At 69.7% G+C, this 23762-nt stretch carries 24 protein-coding genes; 15 read left to right on the top strand and 9 right to left on the bottom strand.

Annotation, left to right across the window (positions count from 1 at the left end):
- Positions 1 to 104 precede the first annotated feature (104 nt).
- Positions 105 to 404, top strand: a complete 300-nt coding sequence (locus IM777_RS01240) for a potassium transporter Trk (RefSeq protein WP_194384321.1) — start codon at positions 105 to 107, stop codon at positions 402 to 404.
- A gap of 39 nt (positions 405 to 443) precedes the next feature.
- Positions 444 to 875: a hypothetical protein gene (locus tag IM777_RS01245; protein WP_194384322.1), complete on the top strand. Its 432-nt coding sequence runs from the start codon at positions 444 to 446 to the stop codon at positions 873 to 875.
- A gap of 18 nt (positions 876 to 893) precedes the next feature.
- Here IM777_RS01245 and IM777_RS01250 read toward each other — a convergent pair whose 3' ends face one another.
- Entirely contained in the window at positions 894 to 1502 is a 609-nt protein-coding gene (locus tag IM777_RS01250; protein WP_194384323.1) for a zinc-binding alcohol dehydrogenase, read from the bottom strand.
- A gap of 138 nt (positions 1503 to 1640) precedes the next feature.
- On the opposite strand from IM777_RS01250, the gene purM reads away from it, so the two are divergent.
- Complete coding sequence (purM, locus tag IM777_RS01255) at positions 1641 to 2699, top strand: phosphoribosylformylglycinamidine cyclo-ligase (protein ID WP_237673340.1); 1059 nt, start codon at positions 1641 to 1643, stop codon at positions 2697 to 2699.
- Positions 2700 to 2704: 5 nt separating this feature from the next.
- Entirely contained in the window at positions 2705 to 4165 is a 1461-nt protein-coding gene (gene purF, locus IM777_RS01260; RefSeq protein WP_194384325.1) for an amidophosphoribosyltransferase, read from the top strand.
- 114 nt (positions 4166 to 4279) lie between these two features.
- On the opposite strand, the gene IM777_RS01265 is transcribed toward purF, so the two are convergent.
- Positions 4280 to 4471 carry a DUF3073 domain-containing protein gene (locus tag IM777_RS01265; RefSeq protein ID WP_071045863.1) on the bottom strand — a complete coding sequence of 64 codons (192 nt, stop codon included), beginning with the start codon at positions 4469 to 4471 and terminating at the stop codon, positions 4280 to 4282.
- A gap of 157 nt (positions 4472 to 4628) precedes the next feature.
- On the opposite strand from IM777_RS01265, the gene IM777_RS01270 reads away from it, so the two are divergent.
- Positions 4629 to 5165: a universal stress protein gene (locus tag IM777_RS01270; RefSeq protein WP_071045862.1), complete on the top strand. Its 537-nt coding sequence runs from the start codon at positions 4629 to 4631 to the stop codon at positions 5163 to 5165.
- 2 nt (positions 5166 to 5167) lie between these two features.
- Here the strand turns inward: IM777_RS01270 and IM777_RS01275 are convergent, their stop codons facing one another.
- Both IM777_RS01275 and IM777_RS01280 read right to left on the bottom strand, forming a co-directional pair.
- Positions 5168 to 5770, bottom strand: coding sequence for a PadR family transcriptional regulator (locus tag IM777_RS01275; RefSeq protein ID WP_194384326.1), 603 nt, complete (start codon positions 5768 to 5770; stop codon positions 5168 to 5170).
- Positions 5770 to 6630 carry a DUF4097 family beta strand repeat-containing protein gene (locus IM777_RS01280; RefSeq protein ID WP_194384327.1) on the bottom strand — a complete coding sequence of 287 codons (861 nt, stop codon included), beginning with the start codon at positions 6628 to 6630 and terminating at the stop codon, positions 5770 to 5772. Before IM777_RS01280 ends, IM777_RS01275 begins: the two co-directional genes overlap by 1 nt.
- Positions 6631 to 6908: 278 nt before the next feature.
- On the opposite strand from IM777_RS01280, the gene IM777_RS01285 reads away from it, so the two are divergent.
- Complete coding sequence (locus tag IM777_RS01285; protein WP_194385392.1) at positions 6909 to 7694, top strand: MerR family transcriptional regulator; 786 nt, start codon at positions 6909 to 6911, stop codon at positions 7692 to 7694.
- 63 nt (positions 7695 to 7757) lie between these two features.
- Here IM777_RS01285 and IM777_RS01290 read toward each other — a convergent pair whose 3' ends face one another.
- Entirely contained in the window at positions 7758 to 7922 is a 165-nt protein-coding gene (locus tag IM777_RS01290) for a hypothetical protein (protein ID WP_176759463.1), read from the bottom strand.
- A gap of 245 nt (positions 7923 to 8167) precedes the next feature.
- Here IM777_RS01290 and IM777_RS01295 point away from each other — a divergent pair, with 245 nt between their 5' ends.
- The 5 genes from IM777_RS01295 (at position 8168) to IM777_RS01315 (ending at position 13890) form a co-directional block, all read left to right on the top strand.
- A complete protein-coding gene (locus IM777_RS01295; protein WP_194384328.1) occupies positions 8168 to 8434 on the top strand; it encodes an SAP domain-containing protein in 267 nt (88 codons plus the stop codon).
- A gap of 6 nt (positions 8435 to 8440) precedes the next feature.
- Positions 8441 to 9403 (top strand): DNA topoisomerase IB, encoded by a 963-nt coding sequence (locus tag IM777_RS01300; protein WP_194384329.1) that lies wholly within the window; start codon positions 8441 to 8443, stop codon positions 9401 to 9403.
- Between the two features lie 22 nt (positions 9404 to 9425).
- Positions 9426 to 9836, top strand: coding sequence for a fluoride efflux transporter FluC (locus IM777_RS01305; protein WP_228480896.1), 411 nt, complete (start codon positions 9426 to 9428; stop codon positions 9834 to 9836).
- The gene (locus IM777_RS01310; protein WP_194384330.1) at positions 9833 to 10210 is read left to right on the top strand and encodes a fluoride efflux transporter FluC; all 378 of its coding nucleotides are present in this window, start codon (positions 9833 to 9835) and stop codon (positions 10208 to 10210) included. Before IM777_RS01305 ends, IM777_RS01310 begins: the two co-directional genes overlap by 4 nt.
- A 113-nt stretch (positions 10211 to 10323) precedes the next feature.
- The gene (locus IM777_RS01315; RefSeq protein ID WP_194384331.1) at positions 10324 to 13890 is read left to right on the top strand and encodes an efflux RND transporter permease subunit; all 3567 of its coding nucleotides are present in this window, start codon (positions 10324 to 10326) and stop codon (positions 13888 to 13890) included.
- A 75-nt stretch (positions 13891 to 13965) separates the two neighbouring features.
- Here the strand turns inward: IM777_RS01315 and IM777_RS01320 are convergent, their stop codons facing one another.
- Complete coding sequence (locus IM777_RS01320) at positions 13966 to 15006, bottom strand: DUF998 domain-containing protein (RefSeq protein ID WP_194384332.1); 1041 nt, start codon at positions 15004 to 15006, stop codon at positions 13966 to 13968.
- Positions 15007 to 15287: 281 nt separating this feature from the next.
- Between IM777_RS01320 and IM777_RS01325 the strand changes: the two genes are divergently transcribed.
- Positions 15288 to 17357: a DEAD/DEAH box helicase gene (locus tag IM777_RS01325; RefSeq protein WP_194385394.1), complete on the top strand. Its 2070-nt coding sequence runs from the start codon at positions 15288 to 15290 to the stop codon at positions 17355 to 17357.
- Positions 17358 to 17395: 38 nt separating this feature from the next.
- Here the strand turns inward: IM777_RS01325 and IM777_RS01330 are convergent, their stop codons facing one another.
- On the bottom strand, positions 17396 to 18484 hold the full coding sequence (locus tag IM777_RS01330; protein WP_194384333.1) for an Rv2578c family radical SAM protein: 1089 nt from the start codon (positions 18482 to 18484) through the stop codon (positions 17396 to 17398).
- Positions 18485 to 18512: 28 nt separating this feature from the next.
- Between IM777_RS01330 and IM777_RS01335 the strand changes: the two genes are divergently transcribed.
- The 3 genes from IM777_RS01335 to IM777_RS01345 all read left to right on the top strand — a co-directional run bounded on the left by IM777_RS01335 (position 18513) and on the right by IM777_RS01345 (position 21674).
- Positions 18513 to 19712, top strand: a complete 1200-nt coding sequence (locus IM777_RS01335; protein WP_228480897.1) for a M15 family metallopeptidase — start codon at positions 18513 to 18515, stop codon at positions 19710 to 19712.
- A 140-nt stretch (positions 19713 to 19852) separates the two neighbouring features.
- Entirely contained in the window at positions 19853 to 21016 is a 1164-nt protein-coding gene (locus tag IM777_RS01340) for an acyl-CoA dehydrogenase family protein (protein WP_194384334.1), read from the top strand.
- 40 nt (positions 21017 to 21056) lie between these two features.
- Positions 21057 to 21674 carry a TetR/AcrR family transcriptional regulator gene (locus IM777_RS01345; RefSeq protein ID WP_194384335.1) on the top strand — a complete coding sequence of 206 codons (618 nt, stop codon included), beginning with the start codon at positions 21057 to 21059 and terminating at the stop codon, positions 21672 to 21674.
- A gap of 9 nt (positions 21675 to 21683) precedes the next feature.
- On the opposite strand, the gene IM777_RS01350 is transcribed toward IM777_RS01345, so the two are convergent.
- Both IM777_RS01350 and IM777_RS01355 read right to left on the bottom strand, forming a co-directional pair.
- Positions 21684 to 22808, bottom strand: coding sequence for a Gfo/Idh/MocA family protein (locus IM777_RS01350; protein WP_194384336.1), 1125 nt, complete (start codon positions 22806 to 22808; stop codon positions 21684 to 21686).
- On the bottom strand, positions 22805 to 23629 hold the full coding sequence (locus IM777_RS01355) for a sugar phosphate isomerase/epimerase family protein (protein WP_194384337.1): 825 nt from the start codon (positions 23627 to 23629) through the stop codon (positions 22805 to 22807). The genes IM777_RS01350 and IM777_RS01355 overlap by 4 nt, the downstream gene beginning before the upstream one ends.
- Positions 23630 to 23762: the final 133 nt, after the last annotated feature.

A 23762-nucleotide genomic window follows, 5' to 3' on the forward strand; every position in this document is an offset into this window, starting at 1 on the left:
GTTCCGCGGCGCGCCGTGACACATCCCTCCGTCGAGTGTCCGCACTCGGCGGAGGGATCCTCGTCGTTGGTGAGGGGCACAGCCTCGAGTGGGATGATGGAGGCATGGACGAGAAGCTCACCGTGCGCCGCGCGCCCAAGTACGGCGTGTTCCTCGCCCTCGGCGCGGCCCTCGGCATCCTCGCCGCGATGATCCTCACCTTCTCGTTCAGCGGAACGTTCGACGAGAGCCCGAACACCGGGCTCGTCTACGACCAGGGGCAGGTCTTCGGCTTCCTCCTGCTGATCTGCATTCCCGTCGGTCTCGCCGTGACGGGAGGCCTCGCGCTCATCCTGGACCGCACGGTCGGACGCCGCACCCGGTCGGTGCGCGTCGATCACACGGTCGACCACGACGACGAATAGGGGATTGTCCCGGCGTCGGCGCGGGGCGAGAATGGGGGCATGAGCCGCGCGAGGCTCGGCCTCACCCCCGAAGACGACGGACACGAACACGTCGTCCATGAGGAGTGGGATTCGGTGCGGGTCCGGCGCGCCCCGAGAGTCGGCCGGATCATGGGAACGGGCCTTGTCGCCGGTCTCCTCGTCGCTGTCTTTCTGACCATGACGTCGGTGGCCGACCCCGACGGCCCGATGTCCACGGGCCTGTCCGGTGTCATGCGCGTCTTCGGGGTCATGGCGATCCTCTCGATCGGCGCCGGTCTTCTCCTGGCGGGCCTGGTCGTCATCGTGCTCGACCGATTCACCTCCCCCCGCGGCCGTTCGGGCGTGGCCGAGCACGCCACGACGCTGACCGACGACCTCGTCTCGCCGATGACGGATGAGATCCCGCAGTGGGTCCGCGACGCCGACGAGATCGATCCCGATCGGCGGTGACCTGAGGGGCGGACCGGTTCAGGCCAGCTCGGCGATGATCGGATGGATGGCCGCGTCGAACGCGGCGACATCCCCCCGCAGTCCATCGGTCACCGCGATCGTGAGCGATCCGATCCACCACACGCCGCGCTGCGTGAGCGGGAGCACCTGCACGTTCAATTCGAAGGAATGCGCACGCCGTCCCACCTGCCTCTCGTGCTCGGCGATCGCGCTGGCGTAGGCGCGGTAGGCGGAGTGCGTGCCGCTGGCCGACGCATGGCGGTACCGCTCGGCCGCGGATTGCGAATACGCCAGCGCCGCCTCCGCGTGCGGGACCACCGCGCGTCGCAGCACGTCGCTGCCTTCGACCGGCAGCGCCAGGAGGGTCTCGAAGTCTTCGACGAGATCCAGCGGAACGGTCGAGGGATGCGCCTGCGGCTCGACCGTCATCGCCCAGTACTCCCGCCACTCGCGTTCGAGGCGCAGATGGCGCTCATCCGGCATCGGCGGAACGACGCTCGGCACGCCCCGCAGCGCGGGGAGCTCATCGGGCGAGCGGATGCCGAGCGCCTGGCGCAGGTAGAGCGCGAGCAGCACCGGCCGGCTCGCGTCTTCGCGAACCCTCCAGTCCGGCCCCCCGGCGTTCATGCGGCCATTGTAGGGCCGGGCGGGTCGCCGGCATCGGGGTAGGCTGTCCCCGTGGCCTCTCCCTCGAGCGAAGCCGCCGCGAACCCCTACGCCCAAGCCGGTGTCGACACCGCAGCCGGTGACCTCGCGGTAGAGCTGATGAAGTCCGCCGTCCGACGCACCCACGGTCCCGAGGTGCTCGGCGGTGTCGGCGGATTCGCGGGGCTGTTCGACGCCTCCGCGATCCGCGAGTACCGTCGCCCGCTGCTGGCGACGAGCACCGACGGCGTCGGCACGAAGGTCGCGATCGCGCAGGCGATCGACAAGCACGACACGATCGGCATCGACCTCGTCGGCATGGTCGTCGACGACATCGTCGTGGTGGGCGCGAAACCGCTCTTCATGACCGACTACATCGCGTGCGGCAAGGTCGTGCCCGAGCGCATCGCCGACATCGTCGCGGGCATCGCGCACGGCTGCTCCGAGACCGGCACCGCTCTGGTCGGCGGCGAGACCGCGGAACACCCGGGGCTGCTCGGCCCCGCCGACTACGACGTCGCGGGAGCGGCCACCGGCGTCGTCGAAGCGGATGCGGTGCTCGGCGCAGAGCGCGTGCGCCCCGGCGACGTCGTGCTCGCGCTCGCCTCGAGCGGCCTGCACTCCAACGGATACAGCCTCGTGCGGCACATCGTCTCCGGAGCGGGCCTGCAGTACGGCGACCGCGCCGCCGACTTCGGAGACGCCACCTGGGGCGACGTGCTGCTGGAGCCGACGCGGCTGTACACGCGGCCGCTCCTCGACGCCATCGCCGAGACCGGCGACGCCGTGCATGCTCTGAGCCACGTCACCGGCGGCGGGATCGCCGCCAACGTCGCACGCGTGCTGCCGCAGGGCACGTGGGTCGACATCGACCGCTCGACCTGGGCACCGCCGGCGGTCTTCCAGGTGCTCGCCGACCTCGGCGACCTCGACCTCGCCGCCACCGAGGGAACGTGGAACCTCGGCGTCGGGGTCGTCGCCGTGGTCGCGGCCGACCGCGCCGAGCAGACGGCATCCGCCCTCACCCGTTCCGGGATCGCCACGTGGCAGATCGGCGTCGTCGAAGACGGCGAGCGCCCCGAGGGCGACTACGAGCAGGGCGCCAAGGGCGTCGACGGCGGTGCCGTGCGCCTGGTCGGCGCCTTCGGCGACGCCGTCTTCACGAACGGAGACGCGTAACACGCATGTGCGGAATCGTCGGCATGGTGGGCCGTGGGCCCGTCAACCAGGAGATCTACGACTCCCTCCTCCTCCTGCAGCATCGCGGTCAGGACTCCACGGGGATGGCGACGGCCGAACCCTCCGGCACGTTCCACGTGCACAAGGCGAAGGGGCAGGTGCGCGAGGCGTTCCGCACCCGCGACATGCGAGCCCTCATGGGCAACCTCGGCCTCGGTCACGTCCGATATGCCACGAAGGGCACCGCCGGCAATGAGGAGGAGGCGCAGCCCTTCTACGTCAACGCGCCCTACGGCATCGTGCTCGTGCACAACGGCAACCTGACGAACACGCGCGAACTCACCCAGGAGCTCTTCCGCAAGGATCGGCGTCACCTGAACACCACGAGCGACACCGAACTGCTCGTGAACGTGCTCGCCAACGAGCTGCAGTCCTCGATCTCGGGTCTCGAGCTCGACCCCGAGCAGGTGTTCCAGGCCGTCTCGCGCGTGCACGAGCGGGTGGAGGGGTCCTACGCGGCGATTTCGCTGATCGCCGGCTACGGGCTCCTCGCCTTCCGTGACCCGTTCGGTATCCGACCGCTCATCCTCGGCACCCGCAAGGCTCCCGACGGGTCCTACGAATGGGTCGTCACGAGCGAGTCGCTCGTGCTGGAGAACGGCGAGTTCGAGATCGTGCGCGACGTGATGCCCGGCGAGGCGGTCTTCGTCGACCTCGACGGCAACCTCCACACCCGTCAGTGCGCGACCGAGACGCAGCTGAAGCCCTGCTCGTTCGAGTACGTCTACCTCGCGCGCCCCGACTCGGTGATGAACGGCATCTCGGTCTACGAGGCGCGGCTGCGCATGGGCGACCGCCTCGCCGACACGATCGCCCGGCACACGCCCCGCGAGGCGATCGACGTCGTCATGCCGATCCCCGACTCCTCGCGCCCCGCGGCGATGCAGGTGGCACGAAAGCTCGGCATCGAGTACCGCGAGGGCTTCTACAAGAACCGCTATGTCGGCCGCACGTTCATCATGCCCGGGCAGGCCGTGCGCAAGAAGAGCGTCCGCCAGAAGCTCAACGCCATGTCCAGCGAGTTCAAGGGCAAGAACGTGCTGCTCATCGACGACTCCGTCGTGCGCGGTACGACCAGCAAGGAGATCATTCAGATGGCCCGGGATGCCGGCGCCAAGACGGTCACCTTCGCCTCCGCGGCTCCGCCCGTGCGCTTCCCGCACGTGTACGGCATCAACATGCCGTCGCGTCACGAGCTGGTCGCCCACGGACGCACGATTCCCGAGATCGCCCAGGAGCTCGGCGCGGACTACATGGTCTACCAGGAGGTCGACGACCTGAAGGCGGCCATCCTCGAGGGGTCCGACATCGGCGACCTCGACCTGAGCTGCTTCGACGGACGCTACGTCACCGGCACGGTGAGCGAGGAATATCTCGCCTGGGTCGAGGGCTCGCAGGAGAGCTGATCCGCGCCCGCGCGTCCGGCGCGTCGAGCTCGACCGCCGCATGCGCCGCGCACGCGAAACGGCGCGATGCCGCAGGGCACGCGCCGGTTTCGCGTCAGACTCGGAGGGAAGGGCTCACGCTCGCTCGAGCGATTCCTCTTCCTCGTCTTCGTCTTCGTACTGGTCGGCCCACTTGTCGACGTAGGCGTCCTCGTCGGTGTGCGTTCCGAGCTCGCGCTCGAGCGCAGCATAGTTGACGCTCGGACTGAACGACTTCAGCTCGCGAGCGATCTTGGTGTGCTTCGCCTTCTGACGGCCACGCCCCATGCCTGACCCCCTCATATCTGAGTTGCGGGCCATGTGCTCTTCGCTGCCACAGCCCGGGCATTTCGAAATCCGGATTCGAACCGGGAAGAGTAGCATTCAGAATATCACGGCGCCCCCGGCCGCGGCGGTGCCGGCGGCAGAGGAGGACCAGCGACATATGGCCGAAGAGGCATCCGACACGCGCGACACCCAGATCCCCGCGGGGCTTCACGGTGCGGTGATCGTCGGCATGATCCCGGAACTTCCCGACCGGGTTCTCAAGGAGGCCGGGCGCTACGCGTCGCTCCTGGGCGTCCACCTGCTCGTCGTGCACGTGGACGTGACCCGTTTCGTCACGTACGAGGATCCCGATGGGTACGTGCACACGGCCCCGATCGACATCAACATCGCCGCCGGCGAGACCGACCTGGCCGAGGTGAGCCGGATGGCCGCCGAGGTGCTCGACGGCCACGACCTCGACTGGAGCGTGCGGCAGCTGGTCGGCGATCCCGCGCTGGCGATCAAGCACCTCGCGGAGCAGGTCGACGCGAAGCTCCTGGTCGTCGGCACGCGCAAGCGCGGTATCGGCGAGTCCATCCGGGAATTCTTCACCGGATCGGTCGCCGCGCGACTGGCCCACCGGCAGCACCGTCCCGTGCTGGTGGTGCCGCTCGGTGAGCCCGTCGCCGACGACGAGGAGATCTGGCCCGCCTGAACTCAGTCCGCGAGAGTGCGGGTGAGCTCCCGCGCGATGCGGTCGAGGTCGTCCACGATGACGTCGACGAGTGACGCGCTCAGTTCCCCGCCGCGGGCGACATGCGTGCGCAGGTCCGCGCGCACACGACCGCGGAACTCGTTGACGGCGGCATCCGCCCGCTGGAGCTGCTCGCGGCTGCGAGTGCGAGCGTCCTCCGAAGGCGCGGTGGTTTCGGCGCGCTGCTCGGCGGTCGCGGCCGCCAGATCGGCCCGCAGGCTCCGCATCGCGTCGCGCACGCTGCCGCGCACCTCATCCGCGATGAGGCGCACCGAGTCGGCAAGGCCCGCCTCGATGCCCGCGAGGTCATCGCGTCGAGCCGCCACCTCGGCGCGGCCGCTCTCGGTGATCTCGTAGATCGTCTTGCGGCCGTCGACGGACTTCGTGACCATCCCCTCCTCCTCGAGCTTGGCCAACCGCGGATAGATCGTTCCGGCACTGGGCGTGTAGGTGCCGCCGGTGCGGTCCGAGAGCGCCTGGATGATGTCGTAGCCGTGGCGCGGACCGTCGTCGAGCAGGTTCAGCAGGTAGAGGCGCAGGTCGCCGTGCGAGAAGACGGGGGGCATCACCAGGCTCCTTCCGCGTCGGAATCGGCCGTTGCGGCGCCGGCGTCGGTGGCCCCGTCTCGGCGCAGGATCGTGAGGTCGCCGGAGACGGAATTGGTGCGGATGTCGGCGAACATGCCGCTGAGCTCGCCGGTGGACCCCGAGTAGTTGGTCGGCCCCGAGCCGGAGCGGACGACGCCGTCGACCTGCACGCGTCCGCTCACGCTGCGCGCGACCACGTTCACCGGCAGCGACCGATCCAGGCGCACGGTCGCGTTGCCGCTCACGGTGTTGAGTCCGATGGTGTGCGTGGGACCGGTCGAGTCGACGACCATCGCGCCCGAGACCGTATCGATCGACGTCTTGCGGATCTCTCCGGTCGCGGCGATGTCGCCCGAGACGCTGTTCGCGCCGAGTGTCCCCACCAGTTCGCGGATCTGCACGTCGCCCGAGACGGCGTTGACGGCGATGTCGCCCTCGAGGCCGTCGCCGATGATGTCGCCGGAGACGGTGTTCAGGCGGGTGTCGCCATGGACGCCTGAGACCAGGGCGCTCGCGTTGACGACGCCGAGGTTCACCGCGACGGCGCGCGGCACCACGACGCTGATCTCGGCCTTCGGGCCGCCCGCGCCGAAGTTGCGGAACACCTCGAGGAAGTTGTCCCAGCGCAACTGCGGGTGGTCGATCTCGACCGCATCGTCGTTCGCCTCGATGCGCAGGTCTTTGACGGTGACGCCGTGCACCTCGATGCGCGCGCCGGGTTCGTCGTGGGCGATGACGTCGATCTGCCCGCCGACCATGCCGATCTTGAGGGAGCGCACGTCTTCGATGTCGATGACGCGCGTCTCACCCGGGTGGATGATCCACTTCTCCAGAGCCATGTCCGTCTCCTTCTCGCGAGCCCCATACTCGCGATGTATCGTGAATCGAACATAACACGATATATCGCGATGTGGAAGAGCTCTGCGCGCCGAGACACACCTTCGGGCGCGAGACACCACGCGTTGCGGTGTTTCTCGCGCCCGAACGCGTTTATCGCCGGATGCGCGGGCGGAGGGGCGAGTGAACGGGCCGCGAGTGGGCGGGCGGGTTGGGCGGGGCCGGGGTTGACATTGACGTTGCGTCAACGCATAGCGTCGGTGGCGTGGAAAGGACGGGCATGGAATGGTCGATTCACGAGGTCGCGCGCCTGACCGGCACGACGAGCCGCACCCTGCGTCACTACGACGACATCGGATTGCTGGCGCCGTCGCGCGTCGGCTCCAACGGCTACCGGCACTACGACGATGCCGCGCTCGTGCGTCTGCAGCGCATCCTGCTGCTCCGCGAGCTCGGAGTCGGCCTGTCCCGGATCGCCGAGGTGTTGGAACGACGCACGGACCCCGTGGAGGCGCTGCGGGTGCACCTGGACTGGCTGCGACGCGAGCAGGAGCGCACGTCGCAGCAGATCGCCTCGGTGGAGGCGACCATCGCATCCCTGGAAGGAGGTGAACAGATCATGGCGGAGAAGATGTTCGACGGCTTCGACCACACGCGTCACCGCGACGAGGTCGAGCAGCGCTGGGGCAGCGACGCGTACGCGCGAAGCGATGCCTGGTGGAGCGGAATGGATGCCGCCGAGAAGGCGACGTGGCAGGAGCGCACCGCGCAGCTGGCGCGCGACTGGGTCGCCGTCGCAGAGAGCGGCGTCGCACCCGGCTCGGACGAGGCGCAGGCGCTCGCTGCCCGGCACGTCGCGTGGCTGCGGAGCGTCCCCGGCACGCCGGCAGCCGACCCGGGCGGCGACGTGAGGGGATACGTCCTCGGCCTCGCCGACATGTACGTCGCGGACCCGCGTTTCGGCGCGAACTACGCGACGGCAGCCGGCGGCACCGAAGGCGCTGAGTTCGTGCGCGACGCGCTGCGCGCTTACGCCGACGCGCACCTGCCCGGTGCGCACGCTTAGCGGTCGGAAACGACGGATGCCGCGACCCCGAGGGGCCGCGGCATCCGTGTCATGAGACGGAAGTCAGGGGCGCCGACTTCCGCTGATCACCCGGAACAGCAGAGCGATGAGCGCGATGATGCCGACGATCAGCGCCACCCACAGCAGCCAGCTGAGGGCTTCACCCAGACCGCCGACGATCGCGAGCACGATCGCGACGACGATGATGATGATCAGTGCGAGGTTCATGAAGGGCTCCTCTTCAGTGGTCGACTGCGCGCGGGGTGCGGCGGCCGGATGCCTCGTGGGCACAATGACGACAGTGGCACCGGAACGGCGCCGGCCCCAGGGGGTTGACGGCGTCAGAAATCCGGTGGTAGGCCCATGCGACGGCGTCGCGAGCTGTCGTGTCCGCGGCTCGCCCTCGTGTCAACCCCGCTTCACAGCCACGCGCTCGGCAGTAGCGTCTCGATATTCGAACGGAGGAGGTCGTCATGCCCGAAGGACGCGGGTCGAACCTGAAGAACCCCGATATGTACGAAGAGCTGCGCAAAGACGGTGCGTCGAAGGAGAAGGCCGCGCGCATCTCCAACGCCGCGGCGAACGAGGGCAAGAGCACCGTCGGCCGTCGCGGCGGCGAGTCGGGCAGCTACGAGGACTGGACCGTCGACGACCTGAAGAAGCGCGCCAAGGAACTGGGACTGAGCGGCTACTCCGACAAGCGCAAGGCGGAGCTGATCTCCCTGCTCCGCAACCACTGACCGTCGATGGTGCGACTGGTCCGGGTTCATCCGACCGATGACCCGGGGATCACCCGCGTGCGCTCGCGCAACGGATTCCGCTACGTCGACCCGAGCGGAGACGACATCGGGGCAGAGGATCGTCGGCGCGTCGAACAGCTGGTGATCCCGCCGGCGTGGGAAGAGGTCTGGGTATGCACCGAGGACTGCGGGCACATCCAGGCGGTGGGCATCGATGACGCCGGCCGACGGCAGTACATCTACCACCCGAAGTGGCGCGAGCGGCGTGACAGCCGCAAGTTCGCCCGCGCGCTGGATCTGGCCGGCGCGCTTCCGCACGCGCGACGGCAGGCGACGACCGCCTTGCGACGCGACGCGCTCGATCGGGAGAAGGTGCTCGGAGCGGCGTTCAAGCTGCTCGACGAGGGAGCCCCGCGCATCGGCTCCGCCCGCTACCTCGAACGCCACGGCAGCCGAGGGCTGACGACCCTGCAGCGGCGCGACGCCGAGGTCGACGGCACGGTGGTCACGCTGTCCTTCCCGGCCAAGAGCGGTCAGCGCGCGCACATCCAGATCGACGACGCCGACCTCGCGCCGGTGATCGCCGACCTCGCGGCCGGTCGCGCGCGTTCGCACCTGCTCTCCTACCGGAAGGGTCGCCGACGCGCCCCGCTCAGTCCGACCGACGTCAATGCGCACGTGCGGGCGCTCACCGGCGGGCTGTTCACGGCGAAGGACTTCCGAACGCTCCGCGGCACCATCCTCGCCGCCGAGGCCCTTGCCCGCATGGGAGCGGTGGACACCGAGCGTGAGCGCAAGCGCGCCGAAACGCTCGCCGTGCGTGCCACCTCCGAGGCGCTCGGGAACACCCCGGCCGTCGCCCGCGCCTCGTACATCGATCCGCGGGTCTTCCGCCGGTACGCCCGAGGTGACCTGCTCGACCTGTCGGTGCGGCCCGAGTCGGCGATCCGCAAGCTCATCCTCGGCTGACGGTCCGGACTATCGTGGGCGCGTGACCCGATCCCCGCTCGTGCGCCCGCGCATGCTCGGCGCGGTCGTCGCGGGAGGAATCCTCGGCGTGGCGTTGCGGGAGCTGGCGTTGCTCCCGTTCGCCGGGCAGGCCACGACGCCGCTCGTCGTGGCAACCGTCGCGGTGAACGTGGCCGGATCGTTCCTCCTCGGCGTCGCTGTCGCCGCGCTCGGCGACCGCCATCCGCTGTGGCGGGCCTTCGCGGGCACCGGCGCGCTCGGCGGGTTCACGACGTACAGTGCCTTCGCGGTGGCCGGGGCGCAGACCCTCGCGGTCGCGCCACTGTGGGGGATGCTGCTGGTGGCCGGCGCCGTCACGCTCGGCCTGGTCGCCGCGATGGCCGGGGTGGCGATCACACGCCGATGGCGCTCGCGTCAGGGGAACGCCGCATGAGCGTCGGACTGTTCCTGATCGTCGCCGCGACCGGAGGGGCCGGCGCGGGCCTCCGCTACCTCGTGGATGTGCTCGTCACGGCGCGCGCGCCCGCGAGATTCCCGCTCGGCATCTTCGTCGTCAACGCCGTCGGGTCGTTCGTCCTCGGTCTTGTCACCGCACTCGCCGGCCAGGTGTTCCCGGGCGACGTGGCCACGATCCTCGGGACGGGGCTGCTCGGGGGCTTCACCACCTTCAGCACCGTCTCGGTCGACACCGCGCTGCTGTTCGGCGATGGCGAGGCGCGGCGCGCCTGGCTCAACGTCGCCGGCACGGCGGTGGTGTGCGTGGCCGCCGCCGCGGTCGGAATCGGTCTCGGCGCCGTGGTGATGTGAGGTTCTGCTTCGGGGGATAACCCCCGGGGATCACGGGTGCGGCCCGTGAAATACTGAACCGGATACATCCGAGTATCGTCGCCCGCACCGCAGCCCCCTCTCGAAGGTCACACGTGTCGAATCTCGCCGTCCTGAGCCTCAAGAACCGCGCGCTGATCGCCTTGATCACCATCGTCGCCGCCATCTTCGGCGGCATCGCGCTCAACAGCCTCAAGCAGGAACTGATCCCCTCGATCGAGTTCCCCGCCCTCATCGTCGTCTCCACCTACCCGGGTGCCTCGCCCGAGGTGGTCAACACCGACGTCTCCACGCCGATCGAGTCGGCGATCCAGGGCGTCCCCGGGCTGGAGTCGAGCACGGCGACCAGCACCACGAACGCGTCGATCGTGCAGGCATCCTTCGACTACGACACCGATCTCGCCACGGCCGAGCAGAAGATGACGCAGGCGATCAACCGCATCTCGTCGCAGCTGCCCGACGGGGTCGAGCCGAACGTCATCTCCGCGAGCATCGACGACTTCCCGGTCATCCAGCTCGCCGTCACCGGCTACGACGACGCCGAGACCGTCCAGGCGCAGCTCGAGTCCAGCGTCATCCCCGACATCGAAGACGTGGACGGGGTCGATTCCGCCGAGGTCGTCGGTGCGATCGGTCAGCGCATCACCATCACTCCGGATGACGCCGAACTGGCTGCGGCGGGCTACACGCAGCAGGCGATCACCGATGCCCTCGATCAGAACGGTGTGCTCTTCCCGGGTGGCGAGATCACCGAGGACGGGGAGACCCTCACGGTCCAGACCGGCGTGAAGATCACCAGCGTCGACGAAGTCGGGCAGCTGCCCCTCGTGCCCGGCGACGCGGAACAGGCGCAGGCGGGGCTGGTCACCATCGGCGATGTCGCCGAGGTGCAGCTCACCGAGGACCCGCAGACGAGCATCTCCCGGGTCGACGGCGAACCCGCCCTCACGATCGCCGTCACCAAGCTCCCCGCCGCGAACACGGTTGAGGTGTCGCAGGGGGTGACGGCCCTCCTCGGCGGATTCGAGGACGCCCTCGGCGGAGCGGAGTTCACCGTCGTGTTCGATCAGGCGCCGTACATCGAGCAGTCCATCGAGACCCTCGCCGTGGAGGGGATGCTGGGCCTCGTCTTCGCGGTGCTCGTCATCCTGGTCTTCCTGCTGTCGGTGCGCTCGACACTCGTCACCGCGATCTCGATCCCGACGAGCGTGCTCATCACCTTCATCGGCATCCAGACCTTCGGCTACTCGCTGAACATCCTCACCCTCGGTGCCCTCACCATCTCGATCGGGCGCGTCGTGGACGACTCGATCGTCGTCATCGAGAACATCAAGCGGCATTACGTCGGCGACGCCGACAAGAAATCGTCGATCCTGCTGGCCGTGCGCGAGGTCGCGACGGCGATCACGTCGTCGACGATCACCACGGTCGCGGTGTTCCTGCCGATCGCGTTCGTCGGCGACATCACCGGGGAGCTGTTCCGCCCCTTCGCGCTGACGGTCACGATCGCCATGCTGGCCTCGCTCCTGGTCGCCCTCACGATCGTGCCGGTGCTGGCGTACTGGTTCCTCAAGCCCGGCAAGCCGGTGCTCGACGAGCAGGGCCGGGCGATCGATCCCGAAGATCCTGCGGCTCCGCCGACCCGCCTGCAGAAGGGCTACCTGCCGGTCCTGCGCTGGACGTTGCGCCACTCGTGGGTGACGCTGACCCTCGCGGCGCTCGTGCTGGGAGGAACGGTCGCGGCCGCCCCGTTCATGAAGACGAACTTCCTCGGGGACTCGGGCCAGAACACCTTCACGATCAGCCAGACGATCGGTGCGGCCCCCAGCCTCGAGGCCGAGGCGGCCGCCGCCGAGCAGGTCGAGGACGCCCTCGCCGACATCGACGGCATCGACACCGTGCAGGTCTCGATCGGCACGACCGGATCGTCGCTGAACGACGCGTTCTCCGGCGGCGGTGCAGGAATCACCTACTCGGTCACCACCGACGAGGACGCCGACCAGGTGGCTCTCCGCGAAGAGGTCACCGAGGTTGTCGGAGACCTCACGGATGCCGGCGACATCGTCGTGTCCGCTGCCGGCGGCGGCGGGTTCGGCTCGAGCGACATCGAGATCGACGTCACCGCCCCCGATACCGCGACGCTGCAGGAGGCGACCGACGACGTCGTCGCCGCGACCACCGATCTCGACGGCATCAGCCAGGTGGCCAGCAACCTGTCGGCTTCGCTGCCCTACATCGCCGTGGTGGTCGATCGGGATGCGGCCGCAGAGAGCGGTCTGTCGGAGGTCGCCGTGGGCGCCCTGGTGTCCAACACCATGCAGCCGCAGTCGATCGGCTCGATCGAGATCGATGACACCGCGGTCACCGTCTACCTCGATGCCCCCGACCCGCCCGCGACCCTCGAGGAGCTGCGCGACCTGCAGGTTCCGACCGCGACCGGGCCGATCGCTCTCGAGGAGATCGCGTCGGTCGAGCAGACCGAGGGCCCGACCTCGATCACCACCGAGCGCGGTCAGCGCACGGCGACCGTCACGGTCACACCGTCGACGGACGACCTCACGGCGGCGACGGCCACCGTGACCACCGCGCTGGACGACCTCGAGCTCCCGCAGGGCGCCGACGCCGAGCTCGGTGGCGTCGTCACCCAGCAGACCGACGCCTTCGCGCAGCTCGGTCTCGCACTGCTCGCGGCGATCCTGATCGTCTACATCGTCATGGTCGCGACCTTCAAGTCGCTGCGGCAGCCGCTGCTGCTGCTGGTGTCCGTGCCGTTCTCGGCCACCGGCGCGATCCTGCTGCAGATCGCCACCGGCGTGCCGCTGGGCGTCTCTTCGCTGATCGGCGTGCTGATGCTCATCGGAATCGTCGTCACCAACGCGATCGTGCTCGTCGACCTGGTGAATCAGTACCGCGAGAAGGGATTGTCGGCGCACGACGCCACCGTCGCGGGCGGCGCGCGACGCCTGCGCCCCATCCTCATGACGGCGCTGGCGACCATCTTCGCGCTCACGCCGATGGCGCTCGGCATCACCGGACACGGCGGCTTCATCTCGCAGCCGCTCGCGATCGTCGTGATCGGCGGTCTCGTCTCGTCGACGGTGCTCACCCTGCTCGTGCTCCCGACCCTCTACAACCTCGTCGAAGGCGCGAAGGAGCGGCGCCTGGCCCGTCGCGCGGCGAAGGCCGGTTCGACGGATGCCGCCGACCGCGATGCCGAACCCGCTCTCGTGGGCGCCGGCGTCGGCGCGGCCGACGGCATCTTCGAGACGCGTCGCGAGCGTCGCGAGCGTCACGCTGTGGCCGCGACCGCGTCGGAGGTCGCCGAGGTGGATGTGCCGATGATCGAAGAGGCGCCCGATGTCGAGACGCCGGCCGACGCGCCGGCCCCGGCGGCCGCGGCTGACGCGGCCGACCCGACGTTCGCGGACGCGCCCGATGATGCGGCTCCGGCCGTGCCGGCGGAGACGTCCGACGACGTGCCGCCCGTCGAGCAGGCGCCCGATGTCGAGGTGCCCTCCGATGCGCCCGCTCCCGAGGCCGCAGCGGACGACTCCGGTGACGATCAGGCCGAGGCGGCCGAATCGGAGGACGAGCTCGAGCCCTCGGCGGGCGCGGGCGATGAGGGCGGCGAGGAGTCAGCCGACGGCGACCGCCGCGACTGAGGGCTGATCGCTCACCGCGACGGCGGGATCGATGACCGCGACCGCGGTTCGATCACCACGAGGAACGGTGGGCGATCACGCCGCCAGGGTGAACGCGTCGTCGTCACGCATCCGGATGGTGCGACGAAGCGGGATCGTGACTCGTGCCGCGTGCTCGGTCGCGGTCGGGCGGCGGTGGGCGGTCGGTCCGGTCGTCGGGATCCGCAGGGCGATGCGGCCGGCGCGCGGAGCACGGACGGCGGGGCGGGTGACGCCGACGGGGTCGGTGAGCCGGCTGCGTTCCGACTCCGTCGTGCGCGCGGTGATCGGGCTGCGGCGGGCGGGGCGCACGGCGCGAGCGAGACGGTGACGACGGCGCGGCTGCACGACGCGGGTGGCGGGCACCTCGGACACGGCGGCGGTCTCCCGCTTCGCCTCGACGTCGACGTGTTCCGTAGCGACGGCGTCAGACAGTTCGGCCTGCGTGCGCAGGACGCGCGGGAGTGAGACGAGCCAGCATCCGACGACCGAGAAGGCGGTGAACTCGAAGAGCGCGAGCGTGATGAAGCCGGCGGTGAGCACGACGATGCCGGTGGCCAGCACGATCACGAACACGAGCGTGAAGCGGCGGAACACGCGAGGCAGACCGGGCAGGCCGAGGCTCCACGCGACGAGGGAGAGGAAGGACAGGCCGAGGGTGGAGGCGGCGAGGTCGTGCATGACCACGCTGACCGGAATCGGGATGAGACCCACGACCGTCATCGCCAGGCCGGCGGTGATGAGCGACCCGCGCAGTCCGCGGCGCGTGTGGCGGCCGGTGGTGGCGGGCAGGGTCATACCGATCACGACACCGTAGACGGCGAGGAGTGAGCCCGAGACGATCACGGTGGTGTTGAAGGTGCGCGCGGAGAAATCGCCGACCGTACCCAGCTGCGAGAAGTGCAGCGTCCACCAGGTGGTTTCCTTGGTGGTGAGGATCGCCGTCACGACACCGATCGCGAGAACTGCCATCGCCATGCTCCCGAAACGGTGAGCAGAGTGAAGGCGCGCCCGAGACGTCATCGTTTCGGCGAGCGTCGGTGAGACGGGTTTGAGTCGTTCCGGCGCGTCGAAGGCGGCGAGGGCGGCAGAGGTCATGAGACAACATTATTGAAATGCCTGCGCGGAAATGTACGTCTTGCGCTAATTCCATGTTATGAATTCGTGTCCTGGTGGCTCCCAGGTATCTCCCGGTAGTGTTGGTCGGTCGGCTCTGGACACTGCGATGATCTGTTCGCGGGCGGTGTGTGAAGTCCTTGGGGCCGATGATGGGCGCCGACCCGGCGTGCATGACCATCATCGAAATGGCCCCGGTTGACCGGGTGATCCGTCATGAGCGGAAGCTGTTTCTCGTGCGATCACTGGCGAAAGGCATCACCATGCCCAAGAACAAGAAACCGCAGGGCGGACGCCCCGCGAAGAACTTCGAACCCCGATACGGAGCGAAGACCTCCTACCAGGACCGCAAGCGTCGTCCCGGCGAGTCCTCTTCGGGCACGACGGGCAGCCGGAGCCCCGGTCACCGCGGCTACCGCGCGGCGGAGGAGGGCTCGACCCCCAAGCGTCGTTGGACCGCTCAGGAGAGGGTCGCCCGAGATGAAGCCCGCGGCATACGCAGCCGTGCCGGGAATGATCGACCCTCGCGTGAGGATCGCCCGCGCCGTGACGACCGTGCCGGTGGGTACCGCGAGGACCGCCCGCGCCGTGACGACCGTGCCGGTGGCTACGACCGACGGAACCGCGACGACCGCGCCGGCGGCTACGAGCGCCGTGACGAGCGTCCGCGCCGTGACGAGCGTGCGGGCGGATACGGCCGTGACGAGCGTGCCGGTGGGTACGACCGTTCGCGCCGCGATGACCGCTCCGGCGGGCACGACCGTCGACAGCAGGGCGACCGCTCCGATCGTCCGCGCCGCGACGACCGCGCCGGTGGGAATCGCGGCGATCGCACCCGCCGTGATGATCGCGCCGGGGGGTACGACCGTCCGCGCCAGGATGACCGGCGGTACGACCGTCCGCGTCAGAGCGACCGTGATGAGCGCTCGCGTCGGGACGACCGCGCCTTCGAGCGTCCGCGTCGGGACGACCGTGACGCCCGCGCCTTCGAGCGTCCGCGTCGGGACGACCGTCCGCGTCGGGACGACCGGGGGTACGACCGCCCGCGCCGGGAGGGAGCACCGTCGCGCGACGCGGCGCGCGATGCTCATGTCGACGTCGTGCACGAGCGGCTGCAGGCCGAAGCGATCCAGGCCGACAACATCGCCGACGCGACGTTCGCCGATCTCGGTCTCGGCCAGAACATCGTCACGCGACTGACCGAACTCGGCGCCGAGAAGCCCTTCCCCATCCAGGCCGCCACGGTTGCCCCGATCCTCGAGGGTCGCGACGTGCTCGCGCGCGGCCGCACCGGTTCGGGCAAGACGATCGCCTTCGGCGCTCCGCTCGTGGAGTCGGTGCTGCGCTCGCAGGCGGGCACCCGGCGTGAATTCGGTCGCGCGCCGAAGGCCCTCATCATGGCTCCGACGCGCGAACTCGCGCTGCAGATCGACCGCACGGTGCAGACGCTCGCGCGGAGCGTGGGCCTGTTCACCACGCAGATCTACGGCGGCGTCCCGCAGGCGCGTCAGGTCGGTGCGCTGAAGAAGGGTGTCGACATCGTCATCGGCACCCCGGGCCGCATCGAGGATCTCGAGCGCCAGGGCAAGCTCGACCTGTCCCAGGTGCAGATCGCGGTCCTCGACGAGGCCGATCACATGTGCGAGCTGGGATTCCTGGAGCCGGTGCAGCGCATCCTGCGTCTGACGGCGGGCGACAGCCAGAAGCTCCTGTTCAGCGCCACGCTCGACCGCGAGGTCGCCGCGCTGGTCGACGAGTTCCTGGTGGAGCCCGCCGTCTACGAGGTCGCGGGCGAAGACCAGGACTCGGGCACGATCGACCACCGCGTGCTGGTCGTCGACCACCGCGACAAGGCCGAGATCCTGCGCTCCCTCGTCGACCGCGAGGGCAAGACGCTGGTGTTCGCGCGCACGCGCGCCTACACCGAGATGCTCGCCGAGCAGTTCGAAGACGCGGGCATCGCCGCGCTCGCACTGCACGGCGACCTCAACCAGTCCAAGCGCACGCGGAACCTCGAGAAGCTCACCTCGGGTCGCGTGAAGGTGCTGGTGGCGACCGACGTTGCCGCGCGCGGCATCCACGTCGACGACATCGACCTCGTCGTGCAGGCCGACGCACCCGACGAGTACAAGACGTACCTGCACCGCTCGGGCCGCACCGGCCGTGCCGGCCGCGAGGGCAGGGTGGTCACGCTCGTGACCCGCCAGCGTCGCCGTCGGATGACGGAGCTGCTCGACCGTGCCGAGATCGAGGCGCCGTTCGAGGACGTGCGTCCCGACGACGACCTTCTCGAGGAGATCTCGGGCCGTCAGGCCGCCGACGTCGCCAGCTGATCCGCGACGCGGGCGACCCCGCGGGCGGGTCGCCCGCGTCAGAAGAGCATCGCGGGGGCGTCGGGGGCCGTGCGGCGCGCGGCCACGCGCCCCCGTGAGGTGACGACGATCGGGGGAGGCGATGCGGCCAGGCCGGGCACCGGCATCCGTCGATCCGGCCGGTCGTCTTCGACCGTGCCGTTCAGCCCGTGTGCGCGCAGCAGCGGCTGCACGCGCTTGGCGAGCCATGAGCGATAGCCCTTGGGCGCGTACGCGGACACCCCCGGATAGAGCCCCAGGTACGATGACACCAGCTCCGGGTGGTCGCGCTCGAGCCAGGACATGAACCACGCCTTCGCGCCCGGACGCAGATGCAGGGCGCCGTAGACGACGCGAGCGGCCCCGGCCTCTTTGATGCGCCGCAGCGCGTCGTCGAGCGCGGCGATGGAGTCGGTGAGGTGCGGCAGGATCGGCATCAGGAAGACGGTCACATCGAATCCCGCGTCGGTCGCGGCGCGCACGGTGTCGAGTCGGGCAGCGGTCGTGGGCGTTCCCGGCTCCACCGCCTTCTGGAGATGGTCGTCGAACACGGCGATCGACATGGCGAGGGTCACTCTCACCTCACGAGAAGCTTCCGCGAGCATCGGCAGGTCGCGCCGCAGCATCGTGCCCTTGGTGAGGATCGAGAACGGGGTGCCGGAATCGGCGAGGGCGGACACGATGCCCGGCATGAGGCGGTAGCGGCCCTCGGCTCGCTGATACGGATCGGTGTTGGTGCCCAGCATCACCGGGTCGTGGTGCCAGTTGCCGCGGGCGAGCTCGCGGCGGAGCACCTCGGCGACGTTCACCTTGACGACCACCTGGGTGTCGAAGTCGCGTCCGGCGTCGAGGTCGAGATACTCATGGGTTCCGCGGGCGAAGCAGTACGAGCAGGCATGACTGCAGCCCCGGTACGGGTTGACGGTCCAGTCGAAGGGCATCGACGAGCCGCCCGGAACGTGGTTCAGCGCGGACTTCGCCATGACCTCGTGGAACGTGACGCCCGAGAACTCGGGTGTCGTGACGGACTGCACGAGTCCGTCGAGGTGCTCCAGACCCGGCAGTGCCGCCGTGTCGGCCACTCCGAGTTCCTGTCCCCGCCAACGCATGTGTCCATGGGAACAAAGCTTCGAACGAATGTCAACCATCGGACGGCAAGGATCGAAGGGTGGCGGAGTCGCGGGTCATGACGTCGAGATCGTGCACGTGATGAACGACAATGAGGAGGTGGCGGACCCCGACCCGCCCGAATCTCCGGGCGCACCCCTCACTCGTCGCGCATTGCGCGAGAGAGTGGTGGCCTCGCGCCCCGGGGCAGGCGCGCCGGGCGACGGCACCGGCGTCGTCCCCGGATCGTCTCCGGCACATGCCCGTCGCCGACGGGCAGGGCGCATCGCGACCGTCTTCGCCGTCGTGGGCACGGCCGCCCTCGTGTTCGGCTCCGCCGTCGCGGTGACCGCTGCCGTGACGGCCCCGCCGCTCGTAGACGCACCGGCCAGTGTCGCGAACGGCGACCTGGACGTGTCGGTGCAGGGGTCGCAGAGCGAGCCGCTCCCCCCGGTGACGGAATCGCTGCCGTCTCCGGTCGTCGCTCCCGAGGTCACCGGCGACGACATCTGCGCATCCGCCGACCTCACCGCGGCCCTCGATGCCCGCGACACCGCCGCGGCCGTCGCCGCCGCCGGTGGAGCCGAGTCGTTCCGCTCGGCCGTCGCAGCCGGCACGGCGCCCTGCGTGCGCCTCGACGACCCGACGTTCGAGTGGGTCGTGGTCAACAAGTCCCGGCCCTACGACCCGGTGGACTATCGTCCCGCCGACCTCGTCGCGCCCGACGGTGTGCGCAACATCCCGGGCACCGCGCTGCGTTCTGCGGTCTCTTCCGCCCTGTCGGCGCTCGTCGCGGACGCCGCAGCCGATGGAGCGGGCGAGATCGCACTCCTCAGCGGCTTCCGCTCCTACGACACCCAGGTCGACACCTACTCGTCGCACGTCAACGCGCGCGGCACGGACGGCGCCGACGAGATCAGCGCCCGCCCCGGACACAGTGAGCACCAAGCGGGGCTCGCCGCCGACGTGGTGGCGTGCGGTGCCGGCGGATGCGGGGACCTCGACGATCTGGCCGGCACGGCTCAGGGCGACTGGGTCGCCGAGCATGCCTGGGAGTACGGCTTCATCGTGCGATACGAGGAAGGCTTCACGGGCGTGACCGGGTATGTGCCCGAGCCCTGGCACCTGCGGTACGTCGGAACCGACCTCGCCCGGCACTATCACGAGGGCGGCTGGCACACCCTCGAGAGCTTCTTCGGCCTCCCTGCCGCGCCCGACTACGACAGTTGACGGCATCCGACAAATAGCGACACCGAGTGCCGGGGATCGAGGGACCCGATCTCACAGCGCTCGCGCCCCGCCGCCGACGTCGGAACTAGGATGACGCCCGGGGAGACCCGCACCTGCAGCCACTCGAGGAGGAGATCCGCATGGAACGCGACATCTACGACGAGGATCACGAGGCCTTCCGCGACGTCGTCAAGGAATTCATCAAGCGCCATGTCACCAACGATGTGCGCGAGAAGTGGGACGCCGAGGGCGAGGTCGACCGCGGGACGATGCTCGCCGCGGGTGAGGCGGGATTGATCGGCCTGTCCGTGCCGGAGGAGTTCGGCGGGGCGGGCATGCTGCAGGACTACCGCTTCCGCGCGATCGTGAACGAAGAGGTCATCGCCGCCGGGGCGGGGTCGCTCGCGGGGGCGTTCGGCATCCAGGATGACCTGGCGGTGCCGTACCTGGTGCACATGGGCACGCAGGAGCAGAAGGAGAAGTACCTGCCACGCATGGCCACCGGGGAGATCATCGGTGCGCTCGCGATGACCGAGCCCGGCGCGGGGAGCGACCTGCGCGGCATCTCGACGACGGCGAAGAAGGTCGACGGCGGCTACGTCGTCAACGGGGCGAAGACCTTCATCTCGTCGGGGGCGAGCGCCGACCTCGTCGTCACATTCGTGAAGACCGGCGAGGGAAACCGTCCCGACGCGTTCAGCCTGCTCCTGATCGAGACCGCGTCCGAGGGGTTCGACCACGGCAAGAAGCTGCACAAGATGGGCTTCCACGGTCATGACACCGCGGAGCTGTCGTTCTCGGATGTGTTCGTGCCCGAGGAGAACCTCATCAGCGGCCGCGAGGGGCAGGGCTTCGTGCAGCTGATGATGAACCTTCCGCTGGAGCGCCTGTCGATCGGGGTCGCGGCTGCTGCGGCGGCGGGCGCCGCGCTCGATTGGACGGTCGCGTACACGAAGGAGCGCGAGGCCTTCGGCCAGCGGGTCATCGACTTCCAGAACACGCGCTTCCAGCTCGCCGACATCGCCGCGACGGTGGACGCACTGTGGGCGTACATCGACCGTGCCATGCGCGCCTACGGCGAGGGCGAGCTGTCGGCCGAAGAGGCGGCGAAGGTGAAGTTCTGGACGACCGAGCGCGAGTGGGATGTGCTCGACACGTGCGTGCAGCTGCACGGCGGCTACGGCTACATCACCGAGTACCCCATCGCCCGCGCCTTCCTCGACGCCCGCGTGCACCGCATCTACGGCGGCACGAACGAGATCATGCGCGAGATCGTCGGCCGTCAGCTCGCCGGCAAGAAGTAACTGCGGAACGGGGATGAGACGCGGTCGGTAGGCTCGCAGGATGAGCGCACCCGGATCTGACGACGGGCGCCCCGGCGGACGAGGCAGCTACGCGAAGGGCATCGCGCGGCGGCAGGAGATCCTCGACCGCGCGATCGAGGTCTTCGCCGAGCGCGGATCCAAGCGCACGAGCCTGCGCGCGATCGCGAGCGAGGTCGGCGTCACGCACGCCGCCCTGACCCACTACTTCGGTTCGCTCGACGAGCTCCTGGTGGCGGTGTACGTGGAGTCGGGACGCCGCTCCGACGCGCGCGAGGAGCCCGCCGAGGAGTCGACGCCCGCCGCGACCATGCGCCGCTCCGCGCAGCAGAACCGGAGCATTCCCGGCCTCGTGCAGCTGTACTCGTCGCTGGTCGCGGCGGCGCTCGAAGACGGGCACCCCGCTCCGCAGGAGTTCATCACCACACGATTCGCGCGACTGCGCCGCGAGATGGCGCTGCGGGTGTCGCGTCTGCAGGACGACGGCGTCATCCGCCCCGATGTCGATCCCGCCCTCGTCGCGGCCCTCGTGATCGCCGCATCGGACGGCCTGCAGGTGCAGTGGCTCCTCGACCCCGACGTGGATCACGAGGGCGCGCTGGCGATGCTCGACACGCTCCTGTCGCCGCGCGGCGCCTGAGCGGTCGCCTCAGAGGGTCGCGACGAACGGGTCGAAGTCGTCCGAAAGCAGCGGAACGGGCGCGACCGAGCTGGAGACCGCCTCGGTCACGCCCGACTCCGCGGACTCCTGAGCCGACAGCAGCACATCCAGCACGTGCAAGCCGAGCTCTCCCGAGGCCACGTGGGGGCGGCCCGCGGCGATGGCGCGCACCATGTCCAGCGCCCCGAGGCCGCGTCCGACGGTGAGATCGGGGTGGGGGATGTCGATCCACTCCTGTTCCGTCTTCATCCCGTCGCGCAGCACACCGAGGGGCTCGACGTACGCGATGCGCCCCTCGAACCGGTTCGGGTCGGGAAGGACGATCGAGCCCTCGGTGCCGTGGATCTCGACGACGCCGTGACGCTCGAGGGCGGAGTCGAAGCTCAGCAGGCTCTGCGCCTGCTGTCCCGACGCGAACGCGGTCGCGATCTGAATCGTCGAGGGCACCTCGACGGGGAATCGCTCGCCCGCGCGCGGTCCGGTGTGGATCTCGCGCTCCGCACGGGCCTTCGTGCCGACGGCCGAGACCCGGTCGACGGAGCCGAACAGGCTCACCAGGGCCGAGAAGTAGTAGGGACCCATGTCGAGCAGCGGGCCCGCGCCGTGGGCGAACAGGAAGCCCGGGTTCGGATGCCACAGGTCGGGGCCCTGCGTCTGGAAGGCGGTCTGGGCGAAGAGCGGCCGACCGATCAGGCCCTCCTCGATGGCGCGGCGAGCGGCCTGGAATCCCGGGCCGAGCAGGGTGTCGGGGGCCGACCCCACGCGCACGCCCGCGGCCTCGGCCTCCTGCAGCAGCAGCGCGGCGGCCTCCCGGTCCAGCCCCAGCGGCTTCTCGGACCAGACATGCTTGCCGGCAGCCACGGCGGCGCGGGAGATGTCGACGTGTACGGCGGGGATCGTGAGGTTCACCACGAGGTCCACGCCGCGATGCGCGAGCACGTCTTCGGCGCTCCCGTGCCCCGGGATGCCGTACTTCTCGGCCTGCGCGCGGGCGCGCTCGAGATCCAGGTCGCCGAGGATCAGCACCTCGGTGTCGGGGAAGGCGCCCAGATTCTCGAGGTAGGTGTCGCTGATGACGCCGACCCCGATGATGCCGATGCCGACCGCGCTCATCGGACGAACCCGCCCTCGGTGAGGAACGCGAGGCTGGCGGCGATGTCGTCGAACACGTCGCCGGGTGCGTGGTCGTACTCGATGACGGCGTACTCCAGGCCGTGCGCGGCGCGCAGCGCGTCGGCGAGGGGAACGTCGGCCGTGCCGGCGTGACGCTGATCCAGGCTTGACGACGCGAACTCCGGCGCGCCGGGCGCCCAGGGGTTGGATGCGGGGACGACGCCGTCCTTCACGTGCACCGCGACGAGGCGCTCGCCGAGGCGGTCGACGAGCGAGACGATGTCCTGCCCGCCGGTGAGGGCCCAGAACAGATCGAGTTCGAGCGCGACCCGGGGGTCGGTCTGTGCGACGAAGTACTCGTAGGCGCTCTGCCCGTCGATGTCTGCCACGAACTCCTGTGCGTGGTTGTGGTAGCCGACCGAGAGGCCGAATCCCGCGGCGGTGTCGGCGAGAGCGTTGAGGCGGTCGGCGATGTCGGTGACGCCGTCGCGGGTGCGCCAGCGGTCAGCGGCGACGAACGGGTCGATGACGGTCTTCACGCCGATCGTGGCTGCCGCTTCGAAGACCACCTCGGGTGCGGGAGTCGGGATCGAGCCGTCCGGCGTCCAGAGCTCGTCGGACAGCAGCGGAGCGTGACCCGTGGGAGAGGCGAGCCCCGACGCGTCGAGGGCGGCGCGGACCTCAGCGGGTCGGCGCACGAAGTCGAAAGCCTCGACGTTCCGCAGTCCGAGGGCGGCCAACCGGTCGAGCGAGCCTCCCATGTCGGCGGAGAACTGCTCGGCGAGCGTATAGAGCTGAATCGAGGCGAGCGGCAGGGCCACGGTGACCGTCCTTTCCGTCACCGGGCGGTGTCGACGACGGTGACGACGATGAGGATAACAGAAAAACCTCCATCCGGAGGTTTCTGATCGACCGGTCACCGTGCCGACGGGCGATGGGCGGAACATGAGACGA

The sequence above is a fragment of the Microbacterium luteum genome (assembly GCF_015277875.1).
GTDB lineage: Bacteria > Actinomycetota > Actinomycetes > Actinomycetales > Microbacteriaceae > Microbacterium > Microbacterium luteum.

Coding starts and splice junctions, on each gene's coding strand:
- IM777_RS01240 (WP_194384321.1), top strand. CDS start 105: ATGGACGAGAAGCTCACCGTGCGCCGCGCGCCCAAGTACGGCGTGTTC.
- IM777_RS01245 (WP_194384322.1), top strand. CDS start 444: ATGAGCCGCGCGAGGCTCGGCCTCACCCCCGAAGACGACGGACACGAA.
- IM777_RS01250 (WP_194384323.1), bottom strand. CDS start 1,502: ATGAACGCCGGGGGGCCGGACTGGAGGGTTCGCGAAGACGCGAGCCGG.
- purM (WP_237673340.1), top strand. CDS start 1,641: ATGAAGTCCGCCGTCCGACGCACCCACGGTCCCGAGGTGCTCGGCGGT.
- purF (WP_194384325.1), top strand. CDS start 2,705: ATGTGCGGAATCGTCGGCATGGTGGGCCGTGGGCCCGTCAACCAGGAG.
- IM777_RS01265 (WP_071045863.1), bottom strand. CDS start 4,471: ATGGGGCGTGGCCGTCAGAAGGCGAAGCACACCAAGATCGCTCGCGAG.
- IM777_RS01270 (WP_071045862.1), top strand. CDS start 4,629: ATGGCCGAAGAGGCATCCGACACGCGCGACACCCAGATCCCCGCGGGG.
- IM777_RS01275 (WP_194384326.1), bottom strand. CDS start 5,770: ATGCCCCCCGTCTTCTCGCACGGCGACCTGCGCCTCTACCTGCTGAAC.
- IM777_RS01280 (WP_194384327.1), bottom strand. CDS start 6,630: ATGGCTCTGGAGAAGTGGATCATCCACCCGGGTGAGACGCGCGTCATC.
- IM777_RS01285 (WP_194385392.1), top strand. CDS start 6,909: ATGGAATGGTCGATTCACGAGGTCGCGCGCCTGACCGGCACGACGAGC.
- IM777_RS01290 (WP_176759463.1), bottom strand. CDS start 7,922: ATGAACCTCGCACTGATCATCATCATCGTCGTCGCGATCGTGCTCGCG.
- IM777_RS01295 (WP_194384328.1), top strand. CDS start 8,168: ATGCCCGAAGGACGCGGGTCGAACCTGAAGAACCCCGATATGTACGAA.
- IM777_RS01300 (WP_194384329.1), top strand. CDS start 8,441: ATGGTGCGACTGGTCCGGGTTCATCCGACCGATGACCCGGGGATCACC.
- IM777_RS01310 (WP_194384330.1), top strand. CDS start 9,833: ATGAGCGTCGGACTGTTCCTGATCGTCGCCGCGACCGGAGGGGCCGGC.
- IM777_RS01320 (WP_194384332.1), bottom strand. CDS start 15,006: ATGACCTCTGCCGCCCTCGCCGCCTTCGACGCGCCGGAACGACTCAAA.
- IM777_RS01325 (WP_194385394.1), top strand. CDS start 15,288: ATGCCCAAGAACAAGAAACCGCAGGGCGGACGCCCCGCGAAGAACTTC.
- IM777_RS01330 (WP_194384333.1), bottom strand. CDS start 18,484: ATGCGTTGGCGGGGACAGGAACTCGGAGTGGCCGACACGGCGGCACTG.
- IM777_RS01335 (WP_228480897.1), top strand. CDS start 18,513: ATGTCAACCATCGGACGGCAAGGATCGAAGGGTGGCGGAGTCGCGGGT.
- IM777_RS01340 (WP_194384334.1), top strand. CDS start 19,853: ATGGAACGCGACATCTACGACGAGGATCACGAGGCCTTCCGCGACGTC.
- IM777_RS01345 (WP_194384335.1), top strand. CDS start 21,057: ATGAGCGCACCCGGATCTGACGACGGGCGCCCCGGCGGACGAGGCAGC.
- IM777_RS01350 (WP_194384336.1), bottom strand. CDS start 22,808: ATGAGCGCGGTCGGCATCGGCATCATCGGGGTCGGCGTCATCAGCGAC.